Source organism: Micromonospora sp. RP3T, assembly GCF_003027925.1.
In the GTDB taxonomy this organism is placed as follows: domain Bacteria; phylum Actinomycetota; class Actinomycetes; order Mycobacteriales; family Micromonosporaceae; genus Micromonospora.
Window position 1 is genome coordinate 20,864 of sequence record NZ_PYPS01000044.1, and the last position, 26,070, is coordinate 46,933.

Sequence of the window (26,070 nt, forward strand, 5' to 3'; positions counted from 1 at the left end):
GACCTCTGATCCCGATACGGAGCGCCCCGATGCCCACTGAGGCAGAGTTCCTCGACTACCTCCGCCGCGCCACCACCGACCTGCGCGAGGCGCGGCGGCGCGTCCGCGAGGTGGAGGCCAAGGACCGCGAGCCGATGGCCATCGTGGGCATGGCCTGCCGCTATCCGGGCGGCGTGCACGGTCCGGACGAGCTGTGGCAGCTCGTCGCCGACGGCCGTGACGGGGTGGGCGACTTCCCGACCGACCGGGGCTGGGACCTGGAGCGGCTCTTCTCCGTCGACCCGGACAACCCGGGCACGTCGTACACCGACAAGGGTGGCTTCCTCTACGAGGCCACCGAGTTCGACCCGGCGTTCTTCGGCATCTCGCCGCGCGAGGCGCTCGCCATGGACCCGCAGCAGCGGCTGCTGCTGGAGAGCACCTGGGAGGCGTTCGAGTCCGCCGGGCTGGACGCGCACCGGCTGCGCGGCAGCCGGACCGGCGTGTTCGCCGGCGTGATGTACCACGACTACGCGTCCCGGGTGCTGGACCTGCCGGAGGGCGTGGAGGGCTACCTCGGCACCGGCAACTCCGGCAGCGTGGTGTCCGGGCGGGTCGCGTACACGTTCGGGCTGGAGGGCCCGGCCGTCACCATCGACACCGCCTGCTCGTCGTCGTTGGTCGCGGTGCACCTCGCCGTGCAGGCGCTGCGCCAGCGTGACTGCGACCTGGCCCTCGCCGGTGGCGTCACCGTGCTCTCCACCCCCGGCGTGTTCGCCGAGTTCTCCCGGCAACGCGGGCTGGCCGCCGACGGGCGGTGCAAGTCGTTCGCCGCGTCGGCCGACGGCACCGGCTGGGCCGAGGGCGTCGGCATGCTGCTGCTGCAACGCCTCTCCGACGCGCAACGCGACGGCCGGCGCATCCACGGCATCATCCGGGGCAGCGCGGTCAACCAGGACGGCGCCAGCAGCGGCCTCACCACCCCGAACGGCCCCAGCCAGGAACGCGTCATCCGGCAGGCCCTCGCGAACGCGCGGCTGTCCCCGGCCGACGTGGACGTGGTCGAGGCACACGGCACCGGCACCACGCTCGGCGACCCGATCGAGGCGCAGGCGCTGCTCGCCACGTACGGGCAGGACCGCGACGGGCGCGACCCGCTCTGGCTCGGCTCGGTCAAGTCGAACCTCGGCCACACCCAGGCCGCGGCCGGCGCCGCCGGCATCATCAAGATGGTCCAGGCGATGCGACACGGGGTGCTGCCCCGCACGCTGCACGTGGACGAGCCGTCCCCGCACATCGACTGGTCGGCCGGCGCGGTCACCCTGCTCACCGAGGCCCGGCCCTGGCCGGAGTCCGACCGGCCCCGCCGGGCGGCGGTGTCGTCGTTCGGCATCAGCGGCACCAACGCGCACGTCATCGTCGAGCAGCCGCCGGCCGTCGACGAGCCCGAGCCCACGCCCGGCACGCCGCCGCCGCTGGCGCCGGTGCTGCTCTCCGCCCGCGACCCCGAGGCCCTCGCCGCGCAGGCCCGCCGTTGGGCCGACCACGTGACCCCCGACGCCCACCCCGTCGACTGGGCCGCCGCCGCCCGCCGCCGCGCCAACCTGGACGCGCGGGCCGTGGTGCTCGCCGCCGACCGCGACGAACTGCTCGCCGGGCTGCGCGCGCTCGCCGACGGTGAGCCCACCCCGACCGTGGTCACCGGCGCCGCCGCACCGCGCGGCCGGGTCGCGTTCCTCTTCTCCGGGCAGGGCGCGCAACGCGCCGGCATGGGCCGCGACCTGTACGCCGCGTTCCCCGTCTTCGCGACCGCGCTGGACGAGGTCTGCGCGCACCTCGACCCGCTGCTGCCGCAGCCGCTCAAGCCGGTGCTGTTCGAAGCCGGCGACCTGCTGGACCAGACCCAGTTCACCCAGGCCGGCCTGTTCGCCGTCGAGGTGGCGCTGCACCGGCTGGCCCGCTCGTTCGGGCTGACCCCGGACTACCTCGTCGGCCACTCGATCGGCGAGCTGGCCGCCGCGCACGTCGCCGGCGTGCTGTCGCTGGCCCACGCCGCCCGGCTGGTCGCCGCGCGCGGCCGGCTCATGCAGGCGCTGCCCGCCGGTGGCGCCATGCTCGCCGTGGCCGCCGGCGAGGCCGACGTGACCGCGTCGCTGGCCGACGTGACCGGACGGGCCGGCATCGCCGCCGTCAACGGGCCCGCCGCGGTGGTGGTCTCCGGCGACGCCGAGGCGATCGACGCGCTCGCCGCGCACTGGGCCGACCGGGGTACGCCCACCCACCGGCTGCGGGTCAGCCACGCGTTCCACAGCGCCCTGATGGAACCGATGCTCGCCGAGTTCGCCTCCGTCGCCGCCGGCCTCGACTACGCCCCGCCGACCGTGCCGATCGTGTCGAACCTGACCGGCCGGATCGCCGAAGCCGACGAGATCACCACCGCCGACTACTGGGTGCGGCACGTCCGCGAGGCGGTGCGCTTCGCCGACGCGGTGGACCGGCTCGCCGAGGCCGGTGTCGGCACGTACGTCGAACTCGGGCCCAGCGGCGTGCTCACCGCGATGGCCGAGGGCGCCCTCGCCGACCCGGCGGCCGTGCTGGTGCCGCTGGTGCGCAAGGACCGCGCCGAACCCCGCGCCGTGCTGGAGGCGCTGGCCCGGCTGCACACCGCCGGCCTGACCGTCGACTGGGACGCCCTGCTCGCCGACGCCGGCGCCCGCCCGGTCGACCTGCCCACGTACGCGTTCCACCACGAGCGGTACTGGTTGGAGCCGGTCGGCCGGCTCGCCGACGTCTCCGGCGCCGGTCTCGGCGCGGCCGGGCATCCGCTGCTCGGCGCCGCCGTCTCCGTGGCCGGCGAGGACATGGTGCTGCTCACCGGCCGACTCTCCGCCGGCACCCACCCCTGGTTGGTCGACCACCAGGTCGGCGACGTGGTGGTGCTGCCCGGCGCGGCGCTTGTCGAGCTGGTGGTCCGGGCCGGTGACGAGGTCGGCGTGTCCCGGCTGCGTGAGCTGGCCATCGCCGCGCCGCTGCTGCTGCCCGCGGCCGGTGGCGTCCGCGTGCAGGTGCGGGTCGGCCCGGCCGACGAGGCGGGCGCCCGCGCGGTGACCGTGCACGCCCAGGCCGAGGACGACCCGGAGGCCGGCTGGGTGCGGCACGCCGAGGGCGTGCTGGAACCGGCCGTCGCCGACGAGCCCGGCCTGCCGGCCTGGCCGCCGACCACCGCCACCGAGGTCGACCTGGCCGGCTGGTACGACACGCTCGCCGAACACGGCCTGGCGTACGGGCCGGCGTTCCGGGGCCTGCGCCGCGCCTGGACCGGCGACGGCGAGGTGTACGCCGAGATCGCGCTCCCCGAAGACGTCACCGGCACCGGCTTCGCGGTGCACCCGGCCCTGCTGGACGCCGCGCTGCACCCGATCGGCCTGCTGCTCGCCGCCGACGGCGGGGGCCCCCGGGTGCCGTTCGCGTTCGAGGGCGTGCAGGTGCACGCCGTCGGCGCGACCGCGCTGCGGGTGCGGCTCGCCCGCGACGGCGCTGCGGTGCGCCTGGTCGCCGCCGACGACGCGGGCGCGCCTGTCGTGTCGGTGGACTCCCTGGTGCTGCGCGAGATGACCGGCCTGACCGCGCCCGGCGCGGCGGCCCGCTCCCTGTTCGAGGTGTCCTGGCAGCCGGAGCCGGTGCCGGCCGGGGACGACCTCGCCGGCTGGGCGGTGCTCGGTGCGTCCGTCGACGGGCTGTCGTCGTATCCGGACGTGTCGGCGGTGGTCGACGCGGGGGAGGGGTTGCCGCACACGTTGGTGTTGCCGGTGGTCGGCTCGTCCGACGGGGAGGTGCCCGACGCGGTGCGGGTGACCGCGTCGGAGGTGTTGGCGGTGGTGCAGGGGTGGTTGGCGGCGGAGTCGCTTGCCGAGTCGCGGTTGGTGGTGGTGACCCGGGGTGCGGTGGTGGCGGCGGGCGACGATCGGGTGACCGATCTGGCGGGTGCTGCGGTGTGGGGGTTGGTGCGGTCGGCGCAGTCGGAGCATCCGGAGCGGATCGTGTTGGCCGATCTGGATCGGGACGTCGACGGCGGGGTTTTGTCGGTGCTGGCCGGTGTGCTGGGTGACCTGCCGGCAACGGGTGGGCAGGTGGCGGTACGCGGCGACGTGGTGCTGACGCCGCGCCTGGTCCGGGCCGCGCTCCCGGCGACGGAGACGGCGTCCGCCCCGGTGGCCGACGCCGCGACGGCCGGTGACCCCGACCGTGGCCGGGGTGTCGGTGCCGGGACGGTGGTGGTGACCGGCGGCACCGGGTCGCTCGGCGCCCTGGTGGCGGCGCACCTGGTGACCGGGCACGGGGTGCGGTCGCTGGTGCTGGTGTCGCGGCAGGGCCCGGCCGCGCCGGGCGCGGACGCGCTGGTCGAGCGGTTGTCCGGCTTGGGTGCGTCGGTGTCGGTGGTGGCGTGTGACGTGACCGATCGCGATCAGGTCGCGCGTCTGGTGGCGGGTGTGCCGGGCCGGTTGGCCGGCGTGGTCCACACCGCGGGTGTGCTGGACGATGGGGTGGTGTCGTCGATCAGCGCGGAGCGGTTGGCGAACGTGCTCGCGCCGAAGGTCACGGCGGCGTGGTGGCTGCACGAGGCCACCCGGCATCTCGATCTGGACCTGTTCGTGTTGTTCTCGTCCGTCGCCGGCGTGCTCGGCTCACCCGGCCAGGCCGCGTACGCCGCCGCCAACGGTGTGCTCGACGCGCTCGCCACGCAGCGCCGGCAGGACGGACTGCCGGCGGTCAGCCTGGCCTGGGGCATGTGGGACACCGACGGCATGGCCGCCGCCCAGTCCGACGTCGACCGGGCCCGCTCCACCCGCGCCGGCCTCGGCGCCATGAGCCCCGAGGTCGGCCTGGAACTGTTCGACACCGCGCTCACCGCCGGGCAGGCCATGCTCGTGCCGGCCGTCATCGACGTACCCGCGATGCGGGCCCAGATCGTCGGCGGCCGGGTGCCGTCGCTGCTGCGGGCGCTGCTCGGCCCGGTCACCACCCGCCGCCAGGCCGGCCGGGGCAACTGGGCCGACCGCCTCGCCGGCCTCGACCCGCAGGACGCCCGCGACCAGGTCGACGCGCTGATCCGTGGCCTGGTGGCCCAGGTGCTCGGGCACGGCGGCGCGGACGCGGTGGCCGCCGACCGGGCGTTCCGGGAACTGGGCTTCGACTCGCTGACCGCGGTGGACCTGCGGAACCGGGTCAACGCGGCCACCGGGCTGCGGCTGCCGTCCACGTTGGTGTTCGACTACCCGACGCCGCAGATCCTGGCCGGCCAGGTGTACGCCGAACTGGCCGGCGCCCGCACCGACACCACCGGCGCCCCGGAGGCGGCCACCACCACCGGCCTGGACGAGCCGGTGGCGATCGTCGGCATGGCCTGTCGCTATCCCGGCGGGGTGGAGAACCCGGAGCAGCTCTGGGAGTTGCTGGCCGCCGGCGGCGACGGCATCTCCGAGTTCCCCGCCGACCGGGGCTGGGACCTGGAGTCGCTGTTCGATCCCGACCCGGACCACAGCGGCACCTCGTACACCCGACACGGCGGCTTCCTCTACGGCGCGCCCGAGTTCGACCCCGGCTTCTTCGGCATCTCGCCGCGGGAGGCCCTGGCGATGGACCCGCAGCAGCGGCTGCTGCTGGAGACGTCCTGGGAGGCGTTCGAGTCCGCCGGCCTCGACCCGGCCGGGCTGCGCGGCTCGCGGACCGGGGTGTTCGCGGGCGTCATGTACCACGACTACGCGTCCCGCCTGATGGAGCTGCCCGCCGAGGTGGAGGGCTACATCGGCACCGGCACCTCGGCCAGCGTGCTCTCCGGTCGGGTCGCCTACTCGTTCGGCCTGGAGGGCCCCGCCGTCACCGTCGACACGGCCTGCTCGTCGTCGCTGGTGGCGTTGCACCTGGCGGTGCAGGCGCTGCGGTCGGGCGAGTGTGATCTGGCGCTGGCCGGTGGTGTGACGGTGATGGCGACGCCGGGCACGTTCATCGAGTTCTCCCGCCAGCGGGGTCTGTCCCCGGACGGTCGCTGCAAGTCGTTCGCCGCCGCCGCCGACGGCACCGGCTGGGGCGAGGGCACCGGCGTGCTGCTGGTGCAGCGACTCGCCGACGCGCAACGCGAGGGCCGCCGCGTCCTGGCCGTCGTGCGGGGCAGCGCGGTCAACCAGGACGGTGCGTCGAACGGCCTGACCGCGCCGAACGGACCGTCGCAGCAGCGGGTGATCCGGCAGGCTCTGGCGAACGCGCGGTTGACCACGTCGGACGTGGACGCGGTGGAGGCGCACGGCACCGGCACCACGTTGGGTGATCCGATCGAGGCGCAGGCGCTGCTGGCCACGTACGGGCAGGACCGCGAGACGCCGTTGCTGCTCGGGTCGGTGAAGTCGAACATCGGCCACACCCAGGCCGCGGCCGGGGTCGCCGGGATCATCAAGATGGTCCTGGCGATGCGCCACGGCATCGTCCCGCCGACGTTGCACGTGGACGAGCCGTCGCCGCACGTCGACTGGACCGCCGGGGCGATCACTCTCGCCACCGCCCCGACGCCGTGGCCCGACCGGGACCGGCCCCGCCGCGCGGCGGTGTCGTCGTTCGGCATCTCCGGCACCAACGCCCACGTCATCCTGGAACACGCTCCCGCGCCCGCCGCCCCGGCCGAGTTCCGGCCCGGCGCCGCCGTCGACGCCGGCGTGATCCCGTTCGTGCTCTCCGCCGCCGACCGGGCCGCGCTGCCCGACCAGGCGGTCCGGCTGCGCGCCCACCTCGCCGCGTACCCCGAGTTCGCGCCCGCCGAGGTGGCCCACGCGCTGACCAGCAGCCGGGCGGCCTTCCCGCACCGCGCCGTCGTGCTCGGCCGGGACACCGACGAACTGACCCGCGGCCTCACCGCGCTGGCCGACGGCGAGACCGTGCCCACCGTGGTCACCGGCACCGCGCTGCGCAATCCGGCGCCCGTCTTCGTCTTCTCCGGCCACGGCGGCCACTGGCCCGGCATGGCCGTCGACCTGCTGGACACCTCGCCCGTCTTCGCCGCGTCCATCGCCGAGTGCGAGGCCGTCCTCACGCCCTGGGTCGACTGGTCGCTGACCGACGTGCTGCGCGGCGCCGACGGCGCGCCGCCGCTCGTCGCCTCCGGCGTCGTCCAGCCCGCGCTCTGGGCCGTCATGGTCTCGCTGGCCCGGCTCTGGCGCTCCCTCGGCGTCCGGCCCGGCGCCGTGGTCGGGCACTCCCAGGGCGAGATCGCCGCCGCCTGCGTGGCCGGCGCGCTCTCCCTGGAGGACGCCGCCCGGATCGTGGCGCTGCGCAGCCAGGTGCTCGCCGACATCGCGGGCAAGGGCGGCATGGCCTCCGTGGGCCTGCCCGCCGAGCGGGTCGAACGGATGCTCGACCGCTGGCCCGGCCGGCTCTGCCTGGCGGTGGTCAACGGACCCGGCTCGGTGGTGGTCGCCGGTGACCCGGACGCGCTCGCCGAGTTGGTCGCCGCCTGTGTCGCCGACGACGTGCGGGTCCGCCCGCTCGACGTCGACTACGCCTCCCACTCGCCACACGTCGAACCGGTCGCCGACCGGCTCCTGGCCAGCCTGGCCGGGCTCACCGCCCGCCCCGCCGAGGTGCCGTTCTACTCCGCGCTCACCGGCCGGCCCGTCGACACCACCACGCTCGACGCCGACTACTGGTACCGCAACCTGCGCCAGACGGTGAACTTCGAGCAGGCCGTGCGGACCCTGCTCGCCGACGGCCACCAGGTGTTCCTGGAGGTCGGCCCGCACCCGGTGCTCAGCTTCGGCATGCAGGAGACCATCGACGACGCCGAGCACGACGCCGCCGTGGTGAACACGCTGCGCCGCGACGCCGGCGGCTGGCCGCGCGTGCTCACCGCGCTCGCCGAGCTGCACACCCACGGCGTCGGCGTGGACTGGGCCGCGGTCTGCGGCGTCAGCGCCGCCGCGCCCGTGCCGCTGCCCACGTACGCGTTCCACCGGCAGCGCTACTGGCCCGAGTCGCCGGTCCGCACCGGCCCGGTCGCGTCCGTCGAGGACCAGGCCGACCGGCAGTTCTGGGACGCCGTCGAACGCGCCGACGCGGACGCGCTCGCCGCCACCCTCGACGTCGACGGCGGCGCCGCCCGGGCACTCGGCGAGGCGCTGCCGCTGCTCACCGAGTGGCGGCAACGCCGCCGCGACGAGTCCACCGTGGACGCCTGGCGGTACCGGGTGCGCTGGACGCCGCTCACCGCCGCGACATCCGCCCGGCTCACCGGCACCTGGCTGCTCGTCGCCCCCGCCGCGTACGCCGGTGACCCGCTCGTCGGTCAGGTCGTCGCCGCCCTCGGCGAGGCCGGTGCCGGCGTCGTGCCGGTCACCGTCGACGACCCGGACCGGGCGGTCCTCGCCGGGCAGCTCGCCGGGCTCGACACCGACACGCTCACCGGCGTGCTGTCCCTGCTCGCGCTGGACGAGACCGGCCACCCGGACCGCCCGGTCGTGCCCGCCGGGCTCGCCGGCACGCTCGCGCTCGTCCAGGCGCTCGGCGACGTCGGCTGCGCCGCGCCGCTGTGGTGCGCCACCCGGGGCGCGGTCACCACCGGCCGCGCCGACCCGCTCGACCACCCCGCGCAGGCCCTGGTCTGGGGCCTCGGCCGGGTCGCCGCGCTGGAACACCCGGACCGCTGGGGCGGCCTGGTCGACCTGCCGGCCGTCCTGGACCGCCGTGCCCGGGGCCGGCTCGCCGTCGTGCTGGCCGGCGTCGGACACGAGGACCAGCTCGCGGTCCGCCCCTCCGGGCTGTTCGGCCGGCGGCTCGCCCGCGCCGGCGGCGACACCCCGCCCGGGACCACCGGCTGGCGGCCCGCCGGCACGGTCCTGGTCACCGGCGGCCTCGGCTCGCTCGGCGCGCACGTGGCCCGCTGGCTGGCCGCCGACGGCGCGGAGCATCTCGTGCTCACCGGCCGGCAGGGCCCGGCCACCCCCGGCGCCGCCGAGCTGGAGGCGGAGCTCACCGCGCTCGGCGCCCGCGTCACGGTGGCCGCCTGCGACGTCGCCGACCCCGACTCGCTGCGCGACCTGGTCGACCGGCTCGCCGGGCAGGACGTCCGCGTCGACGCGGTCTTCCACGCCGCCGGCGTCGCGCACGCCGGCCCGCTCGACGGCACCGACCTGGCCGCGCTCGCCGACGGCCTGCACGCCAAGGTGGCCGGCGCGGTCAACCTCGACCGGACGTTCGGCGACGACGTCGCCGCGTTCGTGCTCTTCTCCTCGGGCGCGGGCGTCTGGGGCGGCGGCCTCCAGGGCGGCTACGCCGCCGGCAACGCGTTCCTCGACGCGCTCGCCGAGGACCGCCGCCGACGCGGCCGGCCCGCCACGGCCGTCGCCTGGGGCGCCTGGGACGGCGGCGGCATGATGGACACCGAGGGCGCCGCCGACCAGATGTTCCGCTCCGGCGTCCGGCCGATGCGCCCCGACCTGGCCGTCGCCGTGCTGGCCCGGACGCTCGCCACCGACGAGGTCACGCTCGCCGTCGCGGACATCGCCTGGGACCGGTTCCACCAGACGTACGCGCTGGCCCGCCCGCGCCCGCTGATCGAGGACCTGCCCGAGGTGGCCCGCCTGCTCGCCGCCACCCGCGCCGACGACGAGCCGGCCGAGGCGTCCCCGCTGCGCGGCCGGCTCGCCGGCCTGGCCGAACCGGACCGCCGTCGCGCCCTGCTGGAACTGGTCCGGAGCAACGCCGCCGCCGTGCTCGGCCACGCCTCCGCCGAGGCGGTCGGCGCGGACCGGCCGTTCCGCGACATCGGCTTCGACTCGCTCAGCGCGGTCGAGATGCGCAACCGGATCGCCGAGGCGGTCGGGCTGCGGCTGCCCGCCACGCTGGTCTTCGACCGGCCCACCCCGGCGCTGCTCGCCGGCTGGCTCGCCGACCGCATCCTCGGCGTCACCGACGCGGCGTCCGCGCCCACCCGGGCCGTCGCCGCACTCGACGAACCGATCGCCGTGGTCGCGATGAGCTGCCGTTATCCGGGCGGCGTGGACAGCCCCGAGGAGTTCTGGCGGCTGGTCGCCGAGGGCCGCGACGCGATCGGCCCGTTCCCCGCCGACCGGGGCTGGGACCTCGACGCCATCTACGACCCCGACCCGGACACGCCCGGCACCTCGTACGCCCGGGAGGGCGGCTTCGTCACCGACGTCGGCGGCTTCGACGCCGGCCTGTTCGGCATCTCGCCCCGCGAGGCGCTGGTGATGGACCCGCAGCAGCGGCTGCTGCTGGAGACCGGCTGGGAGCTGTTCGAACGCGCCGGCCTGGCCCCGGCCGACATGCGGGAGAGCAGCACCGGCGTGTTCGTCGGCACCAACGGGCAGGACTACGCCACGCTGCTGATGGCGGCCCGCGCCGACACCGAGGGCTACCAGGCCACCGGCAACGCCGCCGCCGTGGTCTCCGGCCGGCTGTCCTACACGTTCGGGTTGCAGGGCCCCGCCGTCACCGTGGACACCGCCTGCTCGTCGTCGCTTGTCGCGCTGCACCTCGCGGTGCAGGCGCTGCGGGCCGGCGAGTGCGACCTCGCGATGGCCGGCGGCGTCACCGTGATGGCCACCCCCGGGCCGTTCCTGGAGTTCGCCCGGCAACGCGGCCTCGCCGCCGACGGCCGGTGCAAGTCGTTCGCCGGCTCGGCCGACGGCACCGGCTGGGGCGAGGGCGCCGGCCTGGTGCTGCTGCAACGACTCTCCGACGCCCGCCGCGACGGCCGCCGGGTGCTGGCCGTGGTGCGCGGCTCCGCCGTCAACCAGGACGGCGCGAGCAACGGCCTGACCGCCCCGAACGGTCCCGCCCAGCAGCGGGTCATCCGGCAGGCCCTGGCGAACGCCGGGCTCACCCCGGCCGACGTGGACGCGGTCGACGGACACGGCACCGGCACCCGCCTCGGCGACCCGATCGAGGCGCAGGCGCTGCTCGCCACGTACGGGCAGGACCGCCCCGCCGACCGGCCGCTGCTGCTCGGCTCCGTCAAGTCGAACATCGGCCACACCCAGGCCGCCGCCGGCGTCTCCGGCGTGATCAAGATGGTGCTGGCGCTCCAGCACGGCCAGCTCCCGCCCACGCTGCACGTGGACGAGCCCACCCCGCACGTCGACTGGTCCGACGGCGGCGTGGCGCTGCTCACCGAGGCCCGGCCCTGGCCGGAGACGGACCGGCCGCGCCGCGCGGCGGTGTCCGCGTTCGGCGTCAGCGGCACCAACGCCCACGTCGTCCTGGAAGCGGCCCCGCCCACCGACGACGCCCCGACCGAGCCGGACCACGCCGCGCCCCGGCCGGCGCTGCCGCTGCTGCCCTGGCCGCTCTCCGCCGCCGACGACGAGAGCCTGCGCGCGCAGGCCGCCCGGCTGGCCGCGACGGACCACGACGACGAGGCCGCCGCGGTGGCGCGGACCCTCGCCACCGCCCGCTCCCACCTGCGGCACCGCGCGGTGCTGCTGGCCACCGACCCGGACACCCGGCAGGCCGCGCTGCGCGCGCTGGCGGCGGGGGAGAGCCACAGCGCCGTGCGGCGGGACGTGGCCACGCCCGGCACGCTCGCCATGCTCTTCTCCGGCCAGGGCGCCCAGCACGCCGGCATGGGCCGCGAGCTGTACCAGGCGCTGCCCGCGTTCGCCGAGACGCTCGACGAGGTCTGCCAGCACCTCGACGCGTACCTGCCCCGCCCGCTGAAGAGCGTGCTGTTCGCGCCCGACGGCAGCGCCGAGGCCACGCTGCTCGACCAGACCGCGTTCACCCAGGCCGGGCTGTTCGCCGTCGAGGTGGCGCTGCACCGGCAGCTCGCCGACTGGGGCGTCCGCCCCGACCTGGTGGCCGGGCACTCCGTCGGCGAGATCACCGCAGCGCACGTCGCCGGCGTGCTGTCGCTGCCGGACGCCTGCACGCTCGTCGGCCAGCGGGGCCGGCTCATGCAGGCGCTGCCGGCCGGTGGCGGGATGCTCGCCGTCGCCGCCGGGGAGACCGAGGTGACCGGCGCGCTCGCCGGGCACGCCGACCGGGCCGCCGTCGCCGCCGTGAACGGACCGGCCGCCGTCGTGGTCGCCGGCGCCGACGAGGCGCTGTCCGCGCTCGCCGACCACTTCACCACCCTCGGCGTACGCACCAAGCGGCTCACCGTCAGCCACGCGTTCCACAGCCCGCTGATGGAGCCGATGCTGGCCGAGTTCGCCACCGTCGCCGCCGGCCTGGAATACGCCGCGCCGGTCGTGCCGCTGGTGTCCAACCTGACCGGTCGCGTCGTCGACGCCGACCTGATCCGTACCCCCGACTACTGGGTGCGGCACGTCCGGGAGGCGGTGCGCTTCGGCGACACGGTCACCCACCTGCGCGACCTCGGCGTCGGTACGCTGCTGGAGGTGGGCCCGGACACGGTGCTCACCTCGCTCGCCGCCGACCTGCTGCCGGAGGGCGGGCCGCTGGTCACCGGCGTGCAACGTCCCGGCCGGGACGAGGTCGCCACGCTGCTCGGCGCGCTGGCCCGACTGCACTGCCACGGCACGCCGGTGGACTGGGCGGCGCTGCTGCCCGACGCCGACCCGGTCGCGCTGCCCACCTACCCGTTCCGCCACCAGCGCTTCTGGCCGGTCGCCGACGGCGAACTGGTCGGCGTCGCCGCGCCGGCCGCCGCCGACCCCGCCGACGACGCGTTCTGGCAGGTCGTCACCGCCGGCGACGGCGACGCCCTGGCGACCCGCTTCGGCGTGGACCCGGACCGGCCGCTGCGCGACCAGCTCCCCACGCTCGCCGACTGGCACCAGCGACGTCGCGCCGACGCGGTCGCCGACGGCTGGCGCTACCGGATCACCTGGCCGCGACGGCAGCTCACCGCCGGCCCCGCCACCGGGGCCTGGCTGCTCGTGACGCCCGGCGACGCGGCGACCGAACCGGCGGAGCGGATCGCCGAGCTGCTCGCCGCGCACGGCGGCACGGTGCGCACGCTCACCGTCGACCCGGCCACCGTCACCCGCGCCGACCTGGCCGGTGACCTGCCGGACGGGCCCGGCCGGATCGTGTCGCTTCTGGCGCTGGACGAGCGCCCGCACCCGGCGTACCCGGGCGTGCCGGCCGGTCTCACCGGCAACCTCGCGCTGGTCCAGGCCGTCACCGACGTCGCACCGACCGGGCCACTGTGGCTGCTCACCCGGCAGGCGGTCAGCACCGGCACCGGTGACCCGCTCGCCCGGCCGGACCAGGCCACCACCTGGGGCCTCGGGCTGGTCACCGCGCTGGAACACCCGGCGCACGCCGGTGGCCTGCTCGACCTGCCGGCCGACCTCGACCCCGCGACCGGGGAGCACCTGCTGCGGGCGCTGACCAACACCGACGGCGAGGACCAGCTCGCGGTCCGTCCGGCCGGCGTGCACCTGCGCCGACTCGTCCGGGCGCCGCGCCCGGCCCGGCCGGACGCCCCGACCTGGACGGCACCGGACACCGTGCTCATCACCGGCGGCACCGGCGCCATCGGCCGGTACGCCGCCGGCTGGCTCGCCCGGCACGGCACCCGCACGCTGATCCTGGTCAGCCGGCGTGGCCCGGACGCGCCCGGCGTCGCCGAGACGGTGGCCGAACTGGCCGCGCTCGGCGCACAGGCCCGGGTGCTCGCCTGCGACCTGGCCGACCGCGCCGCCGTCGCCGCGCTCGTCGACGGGCTGCGCGCCGACGGCGAGACGGTCCGCGCGGTGGTGCACGCCGCCGGCGTCGGCCGCCTCAACCCGGTGCGCGCGGTCACCACCGACGAACTCGCCGACGTGGTCTCCGGCAAGACCGCCGGCGCGCGCCACCTCGACGAACTGCTCGACCCGGCGGCGCTGGAACTGGTCGTCTACTTCTCCTCCATCGCCGCCGCGTGGGGCGTCGGCGACCACGGCGCGTACGCCGCCGCCAACGCGTTCCTGGACGCCTGGGCGCAGTCCCGCCCGGCCGGGCCGGCGCGCGTGGTGTCGGTCAACTGGGGACCGTGGGCCGGCGGCGGCATGGTCGACGCCGACCACGCCGCCGCGATGAGCCGGCGCGGCGTCACGCTGCTCGACCGGGAACCGGCGATGGCCGCGCTGCGCGCCGCGATCTCCGGCGACGACCCCGTGCTCACCGTCGCCGACGTGGACTGGGCGCGCTTCGCCCCGGTCTTCGCCGCCGCCCGGCCCCGACCGCTGATCGGCGACCTGCCCGAGGTGGCGGCCCCGCCCGCCGGCGCCGACCCGGCCGACACCGGCGGCGCGGAGACGCTCGCGGAGCTGCGCAAGCGCCTCGCCGACCTGACCGCCGCCGAGCAGAACCGGCTGCTTGTCGACCTGATCCGCACCGCCGCCGCCGAGGTGATCGGCCACGACAGCCCGTACGCCCTGGAGGCCGACCGGCCGTTCCGGGACCTCGGGTTCGACTCGCTGACCGCGGTGGAGCTGCGCGGCCGGCTGGCCCGGCTCACCGGCCTCGCGCCGGCCAGCTCGGTGGTGTTCGACTACCCCACCCCGCAGGCCCTCGCCGAGCACCTGCGCGCCCAGCTCGTCGACGAGTCCTCGGAGCGGGAGCTGCCCACCGTGGAGGAACTGGACCGGCTGGAGGAGGCGCTCACCCTGCGGGAGCGCGACGACCTCGGCCGGGTGCGGATCACCATGCGGCTGCACCGGCTGCTGGAGCGGCTCGGCGCCGACGAGCCGGCGGAACCGGGCGAGGACGTGGCCGACCGGCTGCGGACGGCCAGCAACCAGGAGCTCTTCGACCTTCTCGACCGCGATCTCGGGTTGTCCTGAGGCACGCGTGGCACACCAGGGAGCGGAATCCACCATGGCGGACACGGCAGTGGGCACCACCGGACCGGCCGGGGACGAGGCACGGCTCCGGGAGTATCTGACCCGGGTCGTCACCGAGCTGCACCAGACCCGCCAGCGGCTGCGCGAGGTCACCGCCGAGGAGTCCGAGCCGGTGGCGGTGGTGGCGATGAGCTGCCGCTACCCCGGCGGGATCAGCTCCCCGGAGGAGCTGTGGCGGTTCGTCGCGGACGGCGGCGACGCCATCGGCGACTTCCCGACCGACCGGGGCTGGAACCTCGACCTGCTGCACCACCCCGACCCGGAGAACGCCGGCACCTCGTACACCGCGGCCGGTGGGTTCCTGGCCGACGCCGGGCAGTTCGACGCCGCGCTGTTCGGCGTCTCGCCCCGCGAGGCGGTCGCCATGGACCCGCAGCAGCGGCTGCTGCTGGAGGTCACCTGGGAGCTGTTCGAACGCGCCGGCCTGGCCCCGCTGTCGCTGCGCGGCAGCCGCACCGGCGTCTTCGTCGGCACGTCCGGCCAAGACTACGCCGCCGTGCTGCACCGCGCGCCGAACGCCGAGGGGTACGTGCTCACCGGCACCGCCGCCAGCGTGGTCTCCGGCCGGCTCGCCTACACGTTCGGGCTGGAGGGCCCGGCGATCACCGTGGACACCGCCTGCTCGTCCTCGTCGGTCGCGGTCCACCTGGCCGCCCAGGCGCTGCGGGAACGTGAGTGCGGGCTGGCGGTGGCCGGCGGCGCCACCGTGATGGCCACCCCCGGCCCGTTCGTCGAATTCTCCCGGCAGCGCGGGCTGGCCGCCGACGGGCGGTGCAAGTCGTTCGCCGCCGCCGCCGACGGCACCGGCTGGGCCGAGGGCGTCGGCGTGCTGCTGCTGGAACGGCTCAGCGACGCCCGCCGCAACGGCCACCCGGTGCTGGCCGTCATCCGCAGCTCCGCGGTCAACCAGGACGGCGCGAGCAACGGCCTCACCGCCCCCAACGGCCCGTCCCAGCAGCGCGTCATCCGGGCCGCGTTGGCCGGCGCGAAACTCACCCCCGACCTGGTCGACGTGGTGGAGGCACACGGCACCGGCACCACGCTGGGCGACCCGATCGAGGCGCAGGCGCTGCTGGCCACGTACGGGCAGGACCGGCCCGCCGACCGGCCGCTGCTGCTCGGCTCGATCAAGTCGAACCTCGGCCACGCGCAGGCCGCCGCCGGCATCGCCGGGATCATCAAGATGATCCACGCCATGCGGCACGGGATCGTCCCGGCCACGCTGCACGTCGACGAACCCACCCCGCACGTCGACTGGACCGCCGGCGCGGTCCGGCTGGTCACCGAGCCGACGCCGTGGCCGGCCGTGGACCGGCCCCGCCGGGCCGCCGTCTCCTCGTTCGGCATGAGCGGCACCAACACCCACATCGTGCTGGAGCAGCCCACGGAGGAAACGGCGGCCCCGGCCACGCCGGCCGACCGGACCGGACCGGTGCTGCTCACCGGCCGCACCCGTACCGCGCTGCGCCAGCAGGCCGAACGCTGGTCCCGGCGGCTCGCCGCCGACCCGGACCTCGCGCCCGCCGACGTGGCCTGGACGTCGGTGGTGTCCCGCTCGCCGCTGGAGCACCGCGCCGTGGTGCTCGCCGCCGACCGGGACGAGCTGACCGCCGCGCTGGACGCGCTCGCCGACGACCGCACCGCCCCGCCGCTGGTCACCGGCGCCGCCGGCCAGCCCGGCGAGGTCGCGTTCGTCTTCCCCGGCCAGGGCTCGCAGTGGGTCGGGATGGCCGCCGGGCTGCTCGACACCGCGCCGGTGTTCGCGGCGAAGCTCACCGCCTGCGCCGAGGCGCTGCGCCCGTACGTCGACTGGTCGCTGCTCGACGTGCTGCGCGGCGCGCCGGACGCGCCGTCGCTGGACCGGGTGGACGTGGTGCAGCCGGCGCTGTTCGCGGTCGGCGTGTCCCTCGCCGCGCTGTGGCAGTCCTACGGCGTGCAGCCGTCCGCGGTGATCGGCCACTCGCAGGGCGAGATCGCCGCCGCGTACGTCGCCGGCGGCCTGACCCTGGACGACGCCGCCGCCGTGGTGGCGCTGCGCAGCCGGGTCATCGCGGAGCTGGCCGGCGACGGCGGCATGGTGTCCGTGGCGACCACCGCCGACGAGGCGACCGAGACGATCACCCGCTGGGCGGGGCGGATCTCCCTCGCGGCGGTCAACGGCCCGACCGCGGTGGTGGTCTCCGGCGACGTCGCCGCGCTGGACGAGTTGGTCGCCTACTACGAGGCCCGGGACGTCCGGGTCCGCCGGGTGCCGGTGGACTACGCCTCGCACTCCCCGCACGTCGAGCCGCTGCGCGACCAGCTCCTGGCCCGGCTCGCCGACGTGACCCCGCACAGCGGCACGGTCCGGTTCCGCTCCACCGTCACCGGCGACTGGCTGGACACCGCCGGCCTCGATGCCGACTACTGGTACCGCAACCTGCGCCAGACGGTCCACTTCGACGACGCGGTCCGCAGTCTCGTCGACGCCGGCTACCGCACGTTCGTCGAGGTCAGCGCGCACCCGGTGCTCACCATGGCGGTGCAGGACAGCGCCGAGGCCGCCGGCGGCCCGGACGCCGCCACCGTCACCGGCACGCTGCGCCGCGACGAGGGCGGCCTGGACCGGTTCCACCGGTCCGTCGCGGCGCTGCACGTCGCCGGCACGACGGTGGACTGGCAGCCCGCGTTCGCCGACCGGCCCGGTCGCCTGGTCGACCTGCCCACCTACCCGTTCCAACGGCAGCACTACTGGGTGCCCGCCGACGAGCCGGCCGTCCCGGCCGCCGGCGCCGCCCTGCTCGACCACCGGTTCTGGGACGCCGTCGACCGCGCCGACCTGGACGCGCTGCGTGACACCCTGGCCGTCGACGACGCCGAGGCGGCCGAGTCGCTGCGGACGCTGCTGCCGGTGCTCGCCGGCTGGCGACGTCGGCAGCAGCAGCACGACCAGCTCGACGCCTGGCGCTACCGGATCGAGTGGCAGGCCACGCCCGAACCGGCCGCTGCCGCGCTTTCCGGGACCTGGCTGCTGGCGGTTCCCGCCGGTCTCGACGACGACCCGGCGGTGGCCGGCGTCCGCGACGCGCTCGCCGCCGCCGGCGCCGACGTGCGTCCGCTGACCGTGGCACCCGACGCCGACCGGACCACGATCGCCGCCGCGCTCGCCGACGCCACGGATACCAGCGCCACGGATGCCGACCTCACCGAAGCCGGCGCCGGCCGCGTCGACGTCGGCGGGGTGGTCTCGCTGCTGTCCTGGGCGCCCGCCACCGACCCGCTCCTGCCCGGCCTGGCCGCCACGCTCGCGCTCACCCAGGCGCTCGGCGACACCGGCCTGGCCGCGCCGCTGTGGCTGGTGACCCGCAACGCGGTGGCCGCCACCGCGTACGACCGGGGCACCGACCCGGCCCAGGGCGCGGTCTGGGGGCTGGGCCGGGTGGCCGGCGTGGAGGCCCCGCACCGCTGGGGCGGCCTCGTCGACCTGCCCGCCGAGCCCGACGCGCGCGCCGCCGGCCGGCTCGCCGCGCTGCTCGCCGCGCCGGCCGGCGAGGACCAGCTCGCCGTACGCGGCCCCGGCGTCCTGCGCCGCCGCCTGGTCCGCGCGCCGATCGGCGACCGCCCCCCGGTACGCCACTTCACGCCCACCGGAACCGTGCTGGTCACCGGCGGCACCGGCGGGCTCGGCGCGCGCGCCGCCCGCTGGCTCGCCGACGCCGGCGCCGCACACGTGGTGCTGGTCAGCCGGCGCGGCCCGGACGCGCCCGGCGCGGCCGACCTGGCCGCCGAACTGCGTGAACGGGGCGCCCGCGTCACGGTCGCCGCCTGCGACCTCGCCGACCGGGCCGCCGTCGCCGCGCTGCTCGACCGGCTCCGCGCCGAGGGTCCGCCGATCCGCGCCGTCCTGCACACCGCCGGCCTGCCGCAGACCACCCCGCTGGACGCCGTCACCGCCGCCGAACTGGCCGAGGTGACCGCCGGCAAGGTGGCCGGCGCGGCCCACCTGCACGACCTGCTCGCCGACGACGAGCTGGACGCGTTCGTCGTCTACTCGTCCATCGCCGCCACCTGGGGCAGCGCCGGGCAGGCCGGGTACGCGGCCGGCAACGCCTACCTGGACACGCTGGCGCAGCGGCGACGCGCCGACGGGCTGGCCGGCACCGCCATCGCCTGGGGTTCGTGGGGCGAGGGCGGCATGCACGTGGCCGACTCCGACCGGGCGCTGCGCCGCCGGGGCGTGCCGCCGATGGACGCCGACGTCGCGATGAGCGCGCTGCGGCAGGCCCTCGACCACGACGACGTGACGCTCACCGTCGCCGACGTGGACTGGTCCCGGTTCGCCCCCGCGTACGCGTCCGCCCGGCGTCGGCCGCTGCTGGAGGGCGTACCGGAGGCGAAGGCCGCGCTCGACGGCGGCGCGCCGGCCGACGGCGACGCCGACGACGGACCGGCGGCGACGCTGCGGGCCCGGCTCGCCGGCCTGGACCCGGCCCGCCGCGAGGAGACGCTCGCCGACCTGGTCCGGGAACTCGCCGCCGACGTGCTCGGCCACGCCGACGCCGCCGCGATCCCGGCCACCACCGCGTTCCGGGACCTCGGCTTCGACTCGCTGACCGCGGTGGAGCTGCGCAACCGGCTGGTCACCGCCACCGGCCAGCCGCTGCCCACCACGCTGGTCTTCGACCACCCCACGCCGGTGGCGCTGGCCCGGCTGCTGCGGGACACGCTGCTCGGCGCCGACCCGACGCCCGCCGGGACCCCGGTCACCACCGTCGCGTCCGGCGAGGAGCCGGTGGCCGTGGTGGCGATGGCCTGCCGCTTCCCCGGCGGCGTCAGCGACCCGGACGCGTTGTGGCGGATCGTCGCCGACGGCGTGGACACGGTCGGCGACTTCCCCACCGACCGGGGCTGGGACCCGGAGACGCTCGTCGACCCGGCGGCGGCGTCGGCCGGCACCACCTACACCGACCAGGGCGCGTTCGTCGCCGACGCCGGCCACTTCGACCCGGTGTTCTTCGGCATCTCGCCGCGCGAGGCCGCCGCCATGGACCCGCAGCAGCGGCTGCTGCTGGAGGCGTCCTGGGAGGCGATCGAGCGGGCCGGCGTGGTGCCGGAATCGCTGCGCGGCTCCCGGACCGGTGTGTTCGCCGGCACCAACGGGCAGGACTACCGCGCGTTGGTGCTGGTCGCCCCGGACGAGAGCTTCGGCGGCACCGACAACGCGGCGAGCGTGGTGTCCGGCCGGGTGTCGTACGCGTTGGGCCTGGAAGGACCGGCCGTGTCGGTGGACACCGGCTGCTCGTCGTCGCTCGTCGCGTTCCACCTGGCCGTGCAGGCGTTGCGGCGCGGCGAGTGCGACCTCGCGCTCACCGGCGGTGTGACAGTGATGGCGACCCCCGGGCTGTTCGTCGAGTTCTCCCGCCAGCGTGGACTGGCCGCCGACGGCCGGGTCAAGGCGTTCGCCGCCGGCGCCGACGGCACCGGCTGGGGTGAGGGCGTCGGCGTGCTGGTGCTGGAGCGGCTCTCCGAGGCCCGCCGCAACGGTCACCCGGTGCTCGCCGTGGTGCGCGGCAGCGCGATCAACCAGGACGGCGCGTCGAACGGGCTGACCGCGCCGAACGGTCCGTCGCAGCAGCGGGTCATCCGGGCCGCGTTGGCGGATGCGGGTCTGTCCACGTCGGACGTGGACGTGGTGGAGGCGCACGGCACCGGCACCACGCTGGGTGACCCGATCGAGGCGCAGGCGTTGCTGGCCACGTACGGGCAGGACCGGGCCGAGCCGCTGCTGCTCGGGTCGATCAAGTCGAACATCGGGCACACCCAGGCCGCGGCCGGCGTCGCCGGGATCATCAAGATGGTCCTCGCGATGCGGCACGGCGTGGTGCCGCCGACGCTGCACGTGGACGAGCCGTCGCCGCACATCGACTGGTCGGCCGGCGCGGTGGACCTCGTGACGTCGGCGCGTCAGTGGCCGGCGGTGGACCGGCCGCGTCGGGCGGCGGTGTCGTCGTTCGGCATCTCCGGCACCAACGCCCACGTCGTCATCGAACAGGCCGACGAGCCCGACGCGCGGCCGGTGCCCACCGCCCCGGGCCTGGTGGACGCCGACGTCCGGCTGTGGCCGGTGTCGGCCCGTACCCGGGCCGGCGTCGCCGCGCAGGCCGCCCGGCTCGCCGCCCACCTGCGCGCCGGCGGGCAGCTCGACCCGGCGGCGGTGGCCTGGTCCCTCGCCACCACCCGCTCGACGTTCGAGCACCGCGCCGCAGTGGTCGGCACCACCGGCGACGAGCTGCTGACGGCGCTGGACGCGCTCGCGTCGGGCACCCCGACGGGAGACGTGGTGTCGGGTTCGGTCGTCGAGCACGGCCCGGGTCCGGTGTTCGTGTTTCCGGGTCAGGGTGGTCAGTCGGTGCGGATGGCGGCCGGTCTGGTGGGTCGGTGCGCGCCGTTCGACGCGCGGTTGGCGGAGTGTCAGCGGGCGTTCGCGCCGTTGCTGGACGTGGATCTGGTGTCGGTGTTGACCGGCGACGACGACGCCTGGTTGGACCGGGTGGAGATCTTGCAGCCGGTGTTGTTCGCGGTGGGTGTGTGTCTGGCGGAGGTGTGGCGGGCTGCCGGGGTGGAGCCGTCGGTGGTGATCGGGCATTCGCAGGGGGAGATGGCCGCGGCGTGTGTGGCCGGGGTGCTGTCGTTGGACGATGCGGCGAAGGCGGTGATCCTGCGGGCGCGTTCCCTGGCGACGCTGGCCGGTTCGGGCGGGATGTTGGCGGTGGATCTGCCCGCCGATGAGGTGCAGGCGCGGATCGAGGGTGTGCCCGGCACGGTGGTGGCGGTGCTCAACGGTCCGGGGCAGGTGGTGGTGTCCGGTCCGCCGGAGACGCTTGCGGAGCTGCGGGAGCGGTGGGTGGTCGAGGGGGTGCGGGCGAAGCCGGTGCCGTTCAACTACGCCTCGCACAACCCGGGCGTGGAGCCGGTCCGGGACCGGATGCTCGCGGATCTGGCGGGGCTGTCGCCGCAGGCGGGTCACATCGGGATGGTGTCGACGGTGACCGGGGACTGGGCCGATCCGGAGGGTATGGACGGCGGGTACTGGTACACGAATCTGCGGCAGCCGGTGCGGTTCGAGGAGGCGGTGCGGACCGCGCTCGGGGCTGGGCACCGCACGTTCGTGGAGGTGTCGGCGCATCCGGTGCTCACCATGCCGGTGACCGCGATCCTCGACGACACCGACACGGCGGGACACGCGTTGTCCACGCTGCGCCGCGGTGACGACGACGCGACCCGGCTGCTGACCAGCCTCGCTGCCGCGCACACCCTCGGCCTGCCCGTCGACCTGACCCGCGTGCTCGCCCCCGCGACCACCGTCGACCTGCCCACGTACGCGTTCGACCGGAAGCGGTACTGGCTCACCACCACCGCCCGCCCCACCCACGACGTCGCCTCCGCCGGCCTCCAGGACGCCGGGCACCCGCTGCTCAGCGCCGCGCTGCCGGTCGCCGACGACCGGACCGTGGTGCTCACCGGACGGCTGTCCACGCGTACCCACCCGTGGCTCGCCGACCACGTCGTCGGCCGGACCGTCGTCGTCCCCGGCACCGCGCTCGCCGACATGGTGATCCGAGCCGGCGACGAGGTCGACGCCGGCCAGGTCGGCGACCTCACGCTGATCAGCCCGCTCGTGCTGCCCGCCACCGGCGCCGTCCAGGTGCAGGTACGCGTCGGCGCGCCCGGCGACACCGGCGAACGGGCCGTCACGCTGCACTCCCGGCCCGCCGACGACGGCGACGCCGACTGGACCCGGCACGCCGAGGGTCTGCTGCTGCCGCAGCTTCCCGAACCCGAACCCGGGCCGGGGGAGTGGCCGCCGGCCGGCGCCGTCGAGGTCGACGCGGACCTGGACGCCTGGTACGCCCGCACCGCCGAGGCCGGCCTCACCTACGGTCCCGCGTTCCGCAGCCTGCACCGCGTCTGGCGGCACGGCGACGAGGTGTACGCCGAGGTGGCGCTGCCCGAGGCGCAGGCCGCCGACGCGGCCCGGTTCGGCCTGCACCCGGCGCTGTTCGACGCGGCCCTGCACGCCACCGGCCCCACCGCGCTGCTCGGCACGCCCGCCGAGGCCGGCAGCGGCTGGCTGCCGTTCACGCTCCGCGCGGTCACGCTGCACGCCCACGGCGCCACCCGGCTGCGGGTGACGATCCGCTCGCTCGGCCCGGACACGGTCGCCGTCACGCTCGCCGACCCGGCCGGCCGACCGGTCGCCACCGTCGAGTCGCTGACGTTCCGCCCGGTCGCCGCCGGTCAGGACGACGCCGCCGCCGCGCTGCGCCGCACCGCCGTGTTCCACCTGGACTGGACGCCACTGCCGGCCACCGACACCCCGGCACCGACCCGCTGGGCGCTGCTCACCGGCGACCGCACCGACCCGGCCGGCGGCGATCAGGTCGGCGCGCCCGGCGGCGACCTCGCCGGGCTGACCGCCGCGCTGACCGGAGCCGGGCACCGGGTGACCGTCCACCCCGACCTGGACGCGCTGCTCGCCGCCGTGGACGGCGGCGACGACGTACCGGAGATCGTGGTCGACCTGCGCGGCGGCCCCGGCCCGGACCCGGAGCGGGTGGACGCGGACGCCCACGCCGCGGCCCGCGACACGCTCGCGCTGCTGCACCGGTGGCTGACCGAACCCCGCCTGGAGGCCGCCCGCCTGGTGCTCGCCACCCGGGGCGCGGTCGCCGCCGCGCCCGGCGAGGCCCCCCGCGACCCGGCCCGCGCCGCGGTGTGGGGGCTGGTCCGCTCCGCCCAGTCCGAACACCCCGGCCGGTTCACGCTGCTCGACCTGGACGACGCCGCCACCACGCTCGACGCGGTGCCCGCCGCGCTCGCGTCCGGCGAACCGCAGCTCGCGCTCCGCGACGGCGCTGCCCTGACCCCCCGACTGGGCCGGGCCCGGGACACCGGCGTGCTGACGCCACCGGGCGACCGGCAGCCGTGGCGGCTCGACGTCACCGAGAAGGGCACGCTGGAGAACCTGGCGCTGCTGCCGGTGCCGGTCGAGGCCGGCGCGGTGCCGGCCGGACACGTAGCGGTCGAGATGCGCGCGTCCGGCCTCAACTTCCGGGACGTGGTGCTGGCGCTCGGCATGGTCCCCGGCCAGGAGGTGCTCGGCAGCGAGGGCGCCGGCGTGGTCCGCGAGGTCGGCCCCGGCGTCACCGACCTGAAGCCCGGCGACCGGGTGATGGGCATCTTCGCCGGCTCGTTCGCCACCGTCGCCGTCACCGACCACCGCATGGTCACCCGCATCCCGGACGGCTGGTCGTACGCGGAGGCGGCCGGCGTGCCGGTGGTCTTCCTCACCGCCTGGTACGGGCTGGTCGAGCTGGGCCGGCTCACCGCCGGCGAGTCGGTGCTGGTGCACGCCGCCACCGGCGGCGTCGGCATGGCGGCCGTGCAGATCGCCCGGCACCTCGGCGCCGAGGTCTACGGCACGGCCAGCCCCGGCAAGTGGCCGGTGCTGCGCGCCACCGGCCTCGACGACGCGCACATCGCCTCCTCCCGCTCCCTGGACTTCGTCGACGAGTTCCGGGCCCGCCGCGCCGGGCGCGGCGTCGACGTGGTGCTCAACTCGCTCGCCGGCGCGTACGTGGACGCGTCGCTGCGGATGCTCGACAGCGGCGGCCGGTTCGTCGAGATGGGCAAGACCGACCCGCGTGATCCGGCCCGGGTCGCCGCCGACCACCCCGGCGTCAGCTACCAGGGCTTCGACCTGATGGCGGCCGGCCCGGCCACGGTCGGGCGGATGCTGGCGGAGCTGATGGCGCTGTTCGCCGCCGGCACGCTGCGCCCGCTGCCGCGCCGCACCTGGGACGTCCGGCGCGCGCCCGAGGCGTTCCGCTTCCTCAGCCAGGCCCGGCACGTCGGCAAGCTCACGCTGACCATCCCGCCGACGCCCCGGCTCGACGGCACCGTCCTGGTCTCCGGCGCCACCGGCACGCTCGGCGCGCTGCTCTGCCGGCATCTGGTCGCCGCACACGGGGCCCGGCACCTGCTGCTGGTCAGCCGGCGCGGCCCGGACGCCGAGGGCGCCGACGAGCTGCTCGCCGACCTCAAGGCCGGCGGCGCGGAGGTGCAGCTCGTCGCCGCCGACCTGGCCGACCCGGAGGCGGTCGCCGACGTGCTGTCCCTGGTGGACAAGCGGCACCCGCTGCGCGCCGTGGTGCACACCGCCGGCGTCGTCGACGACGCCACCGTCGAGAAGCTCACCCCGGAGCGGCTCGCCGCGGTGCTGCGCCCCAAGGTCGACGCGGCCTGGAACCTGCACCGCGCCACCCGCGACCACGAGCTGACCGCGTTCGTGCTCTACTCCGCCGCCGCCGGCCTGATGGGCGGGCCGGGCCAGGGCAACTACGCGGCCGGCAACGCGTTCCTCGACGCCCTCGCCGAGCACCGGCGCGCGTCCGGCCTGCCGGCGGTCTCCCTGGTCTGGGGCCTGTGGGCCACCGCCAGCGGGATCACCGGCCACCTCGGCGCGGTCGACCGGCGGCGGCTGGAACGCAGCGGCCTGGTGGCGCTCGCCGACCACGAGGCGCTGGCGCTGTTCGACGCCACCTGGCGTTCCGAACGACCCACGCTGATGCCCGCGAAGATCAGCACGCAGGGCACCGGCGGCCCGGTCCACCCGCTGCTCACCGCGCTGGTCCGCGCCGGCACGCGCCGCGGCGCGGTCACCGAGGCGGCCGGCGGTCCGGCGTACGCGGAGACGCTGCGCGGCCTGTCCGGCGAGAAACGCGAGCGGGCGCTGCGGGACCTGGTGCTGGCGCACGTCGCCGTGGTGCTCGGCGTCGGCGACGCCGCCGGGGTGGAACCGGACCGCGCGTTCCGGGAACTCGGCTTCGACTCGCTCACCGCGGTCGAGCTGCGCAACCGGCTCGGCGCGGCCACCGGGCTGCGACTGCCGGCCACGCTGGTCTTCGACAACCCGACGCCGGCCGCGCTCGCCGCCCACCTCGCCACCCGGATCGCCGTGCCCGACGGCGCGACCGACGCCACCGGCGGTGTCGGCCGGGACCTCGACCGGCTGGAGGCGGCGCTGGCCGGGCTCGACCCGGACGACGAGGCGTTCCGCGGTATCACCGAGCGGCTGCACGGTCTGCTGGACCGGCTGACCGCGCGGGAGACGACCGCCGACGACGGCGACCTGGAGTCGGCCACCACCGAGAACATCTTCGACCTGATCGACCGCGAGCTGGAGACGTCTTGA

The 26,070-nt window shown here is 76.6% G+C and carries 2 protein-coding genes; both read left to right on the forward strand.

The window, feature by feature from the left end:
* Positions 1-29: 29 nt before the first annotated feature.
* Entirely contained in the window at positions 30-14,777 is a 14,748-nt protein-coding gene (locus C8054_RS27580) for a type I polyketide synthase (protein WP_107161915.1), read from the forward strand.
* 34 nt (positions 14,778-14,811) lie between these two features.
* Positions 14,812-26,070 carry a type I polyketide synthase gene (locus C8054_RS27585; RefSeq protein WP_107161917.1) on the forward strand — a complete coding sequence of 3,753 codons (11,259 nt, stop codon included), beginning with the start codon at positions 14,812-14,814 and terminating at the stop codon, positions 26,068-26,070.

Bases quoted from the DNA above. Each gene is read 5' to 3' on its own strand.
- C8054_RS27585 (WP_107161917.1), top strand. From the start codon at position 14,812: ATGGCGGACACGGCAGTGGGCACCACCGGACCGGCCGGGGACGAGGCA.
- C8054_RS27580 (WP_107161915.1), top strand. From the start codon at position 30: ATGCCCACTGAGGCAGAGTTCCTCGACTACCTCCGCCGCGCCACCACC.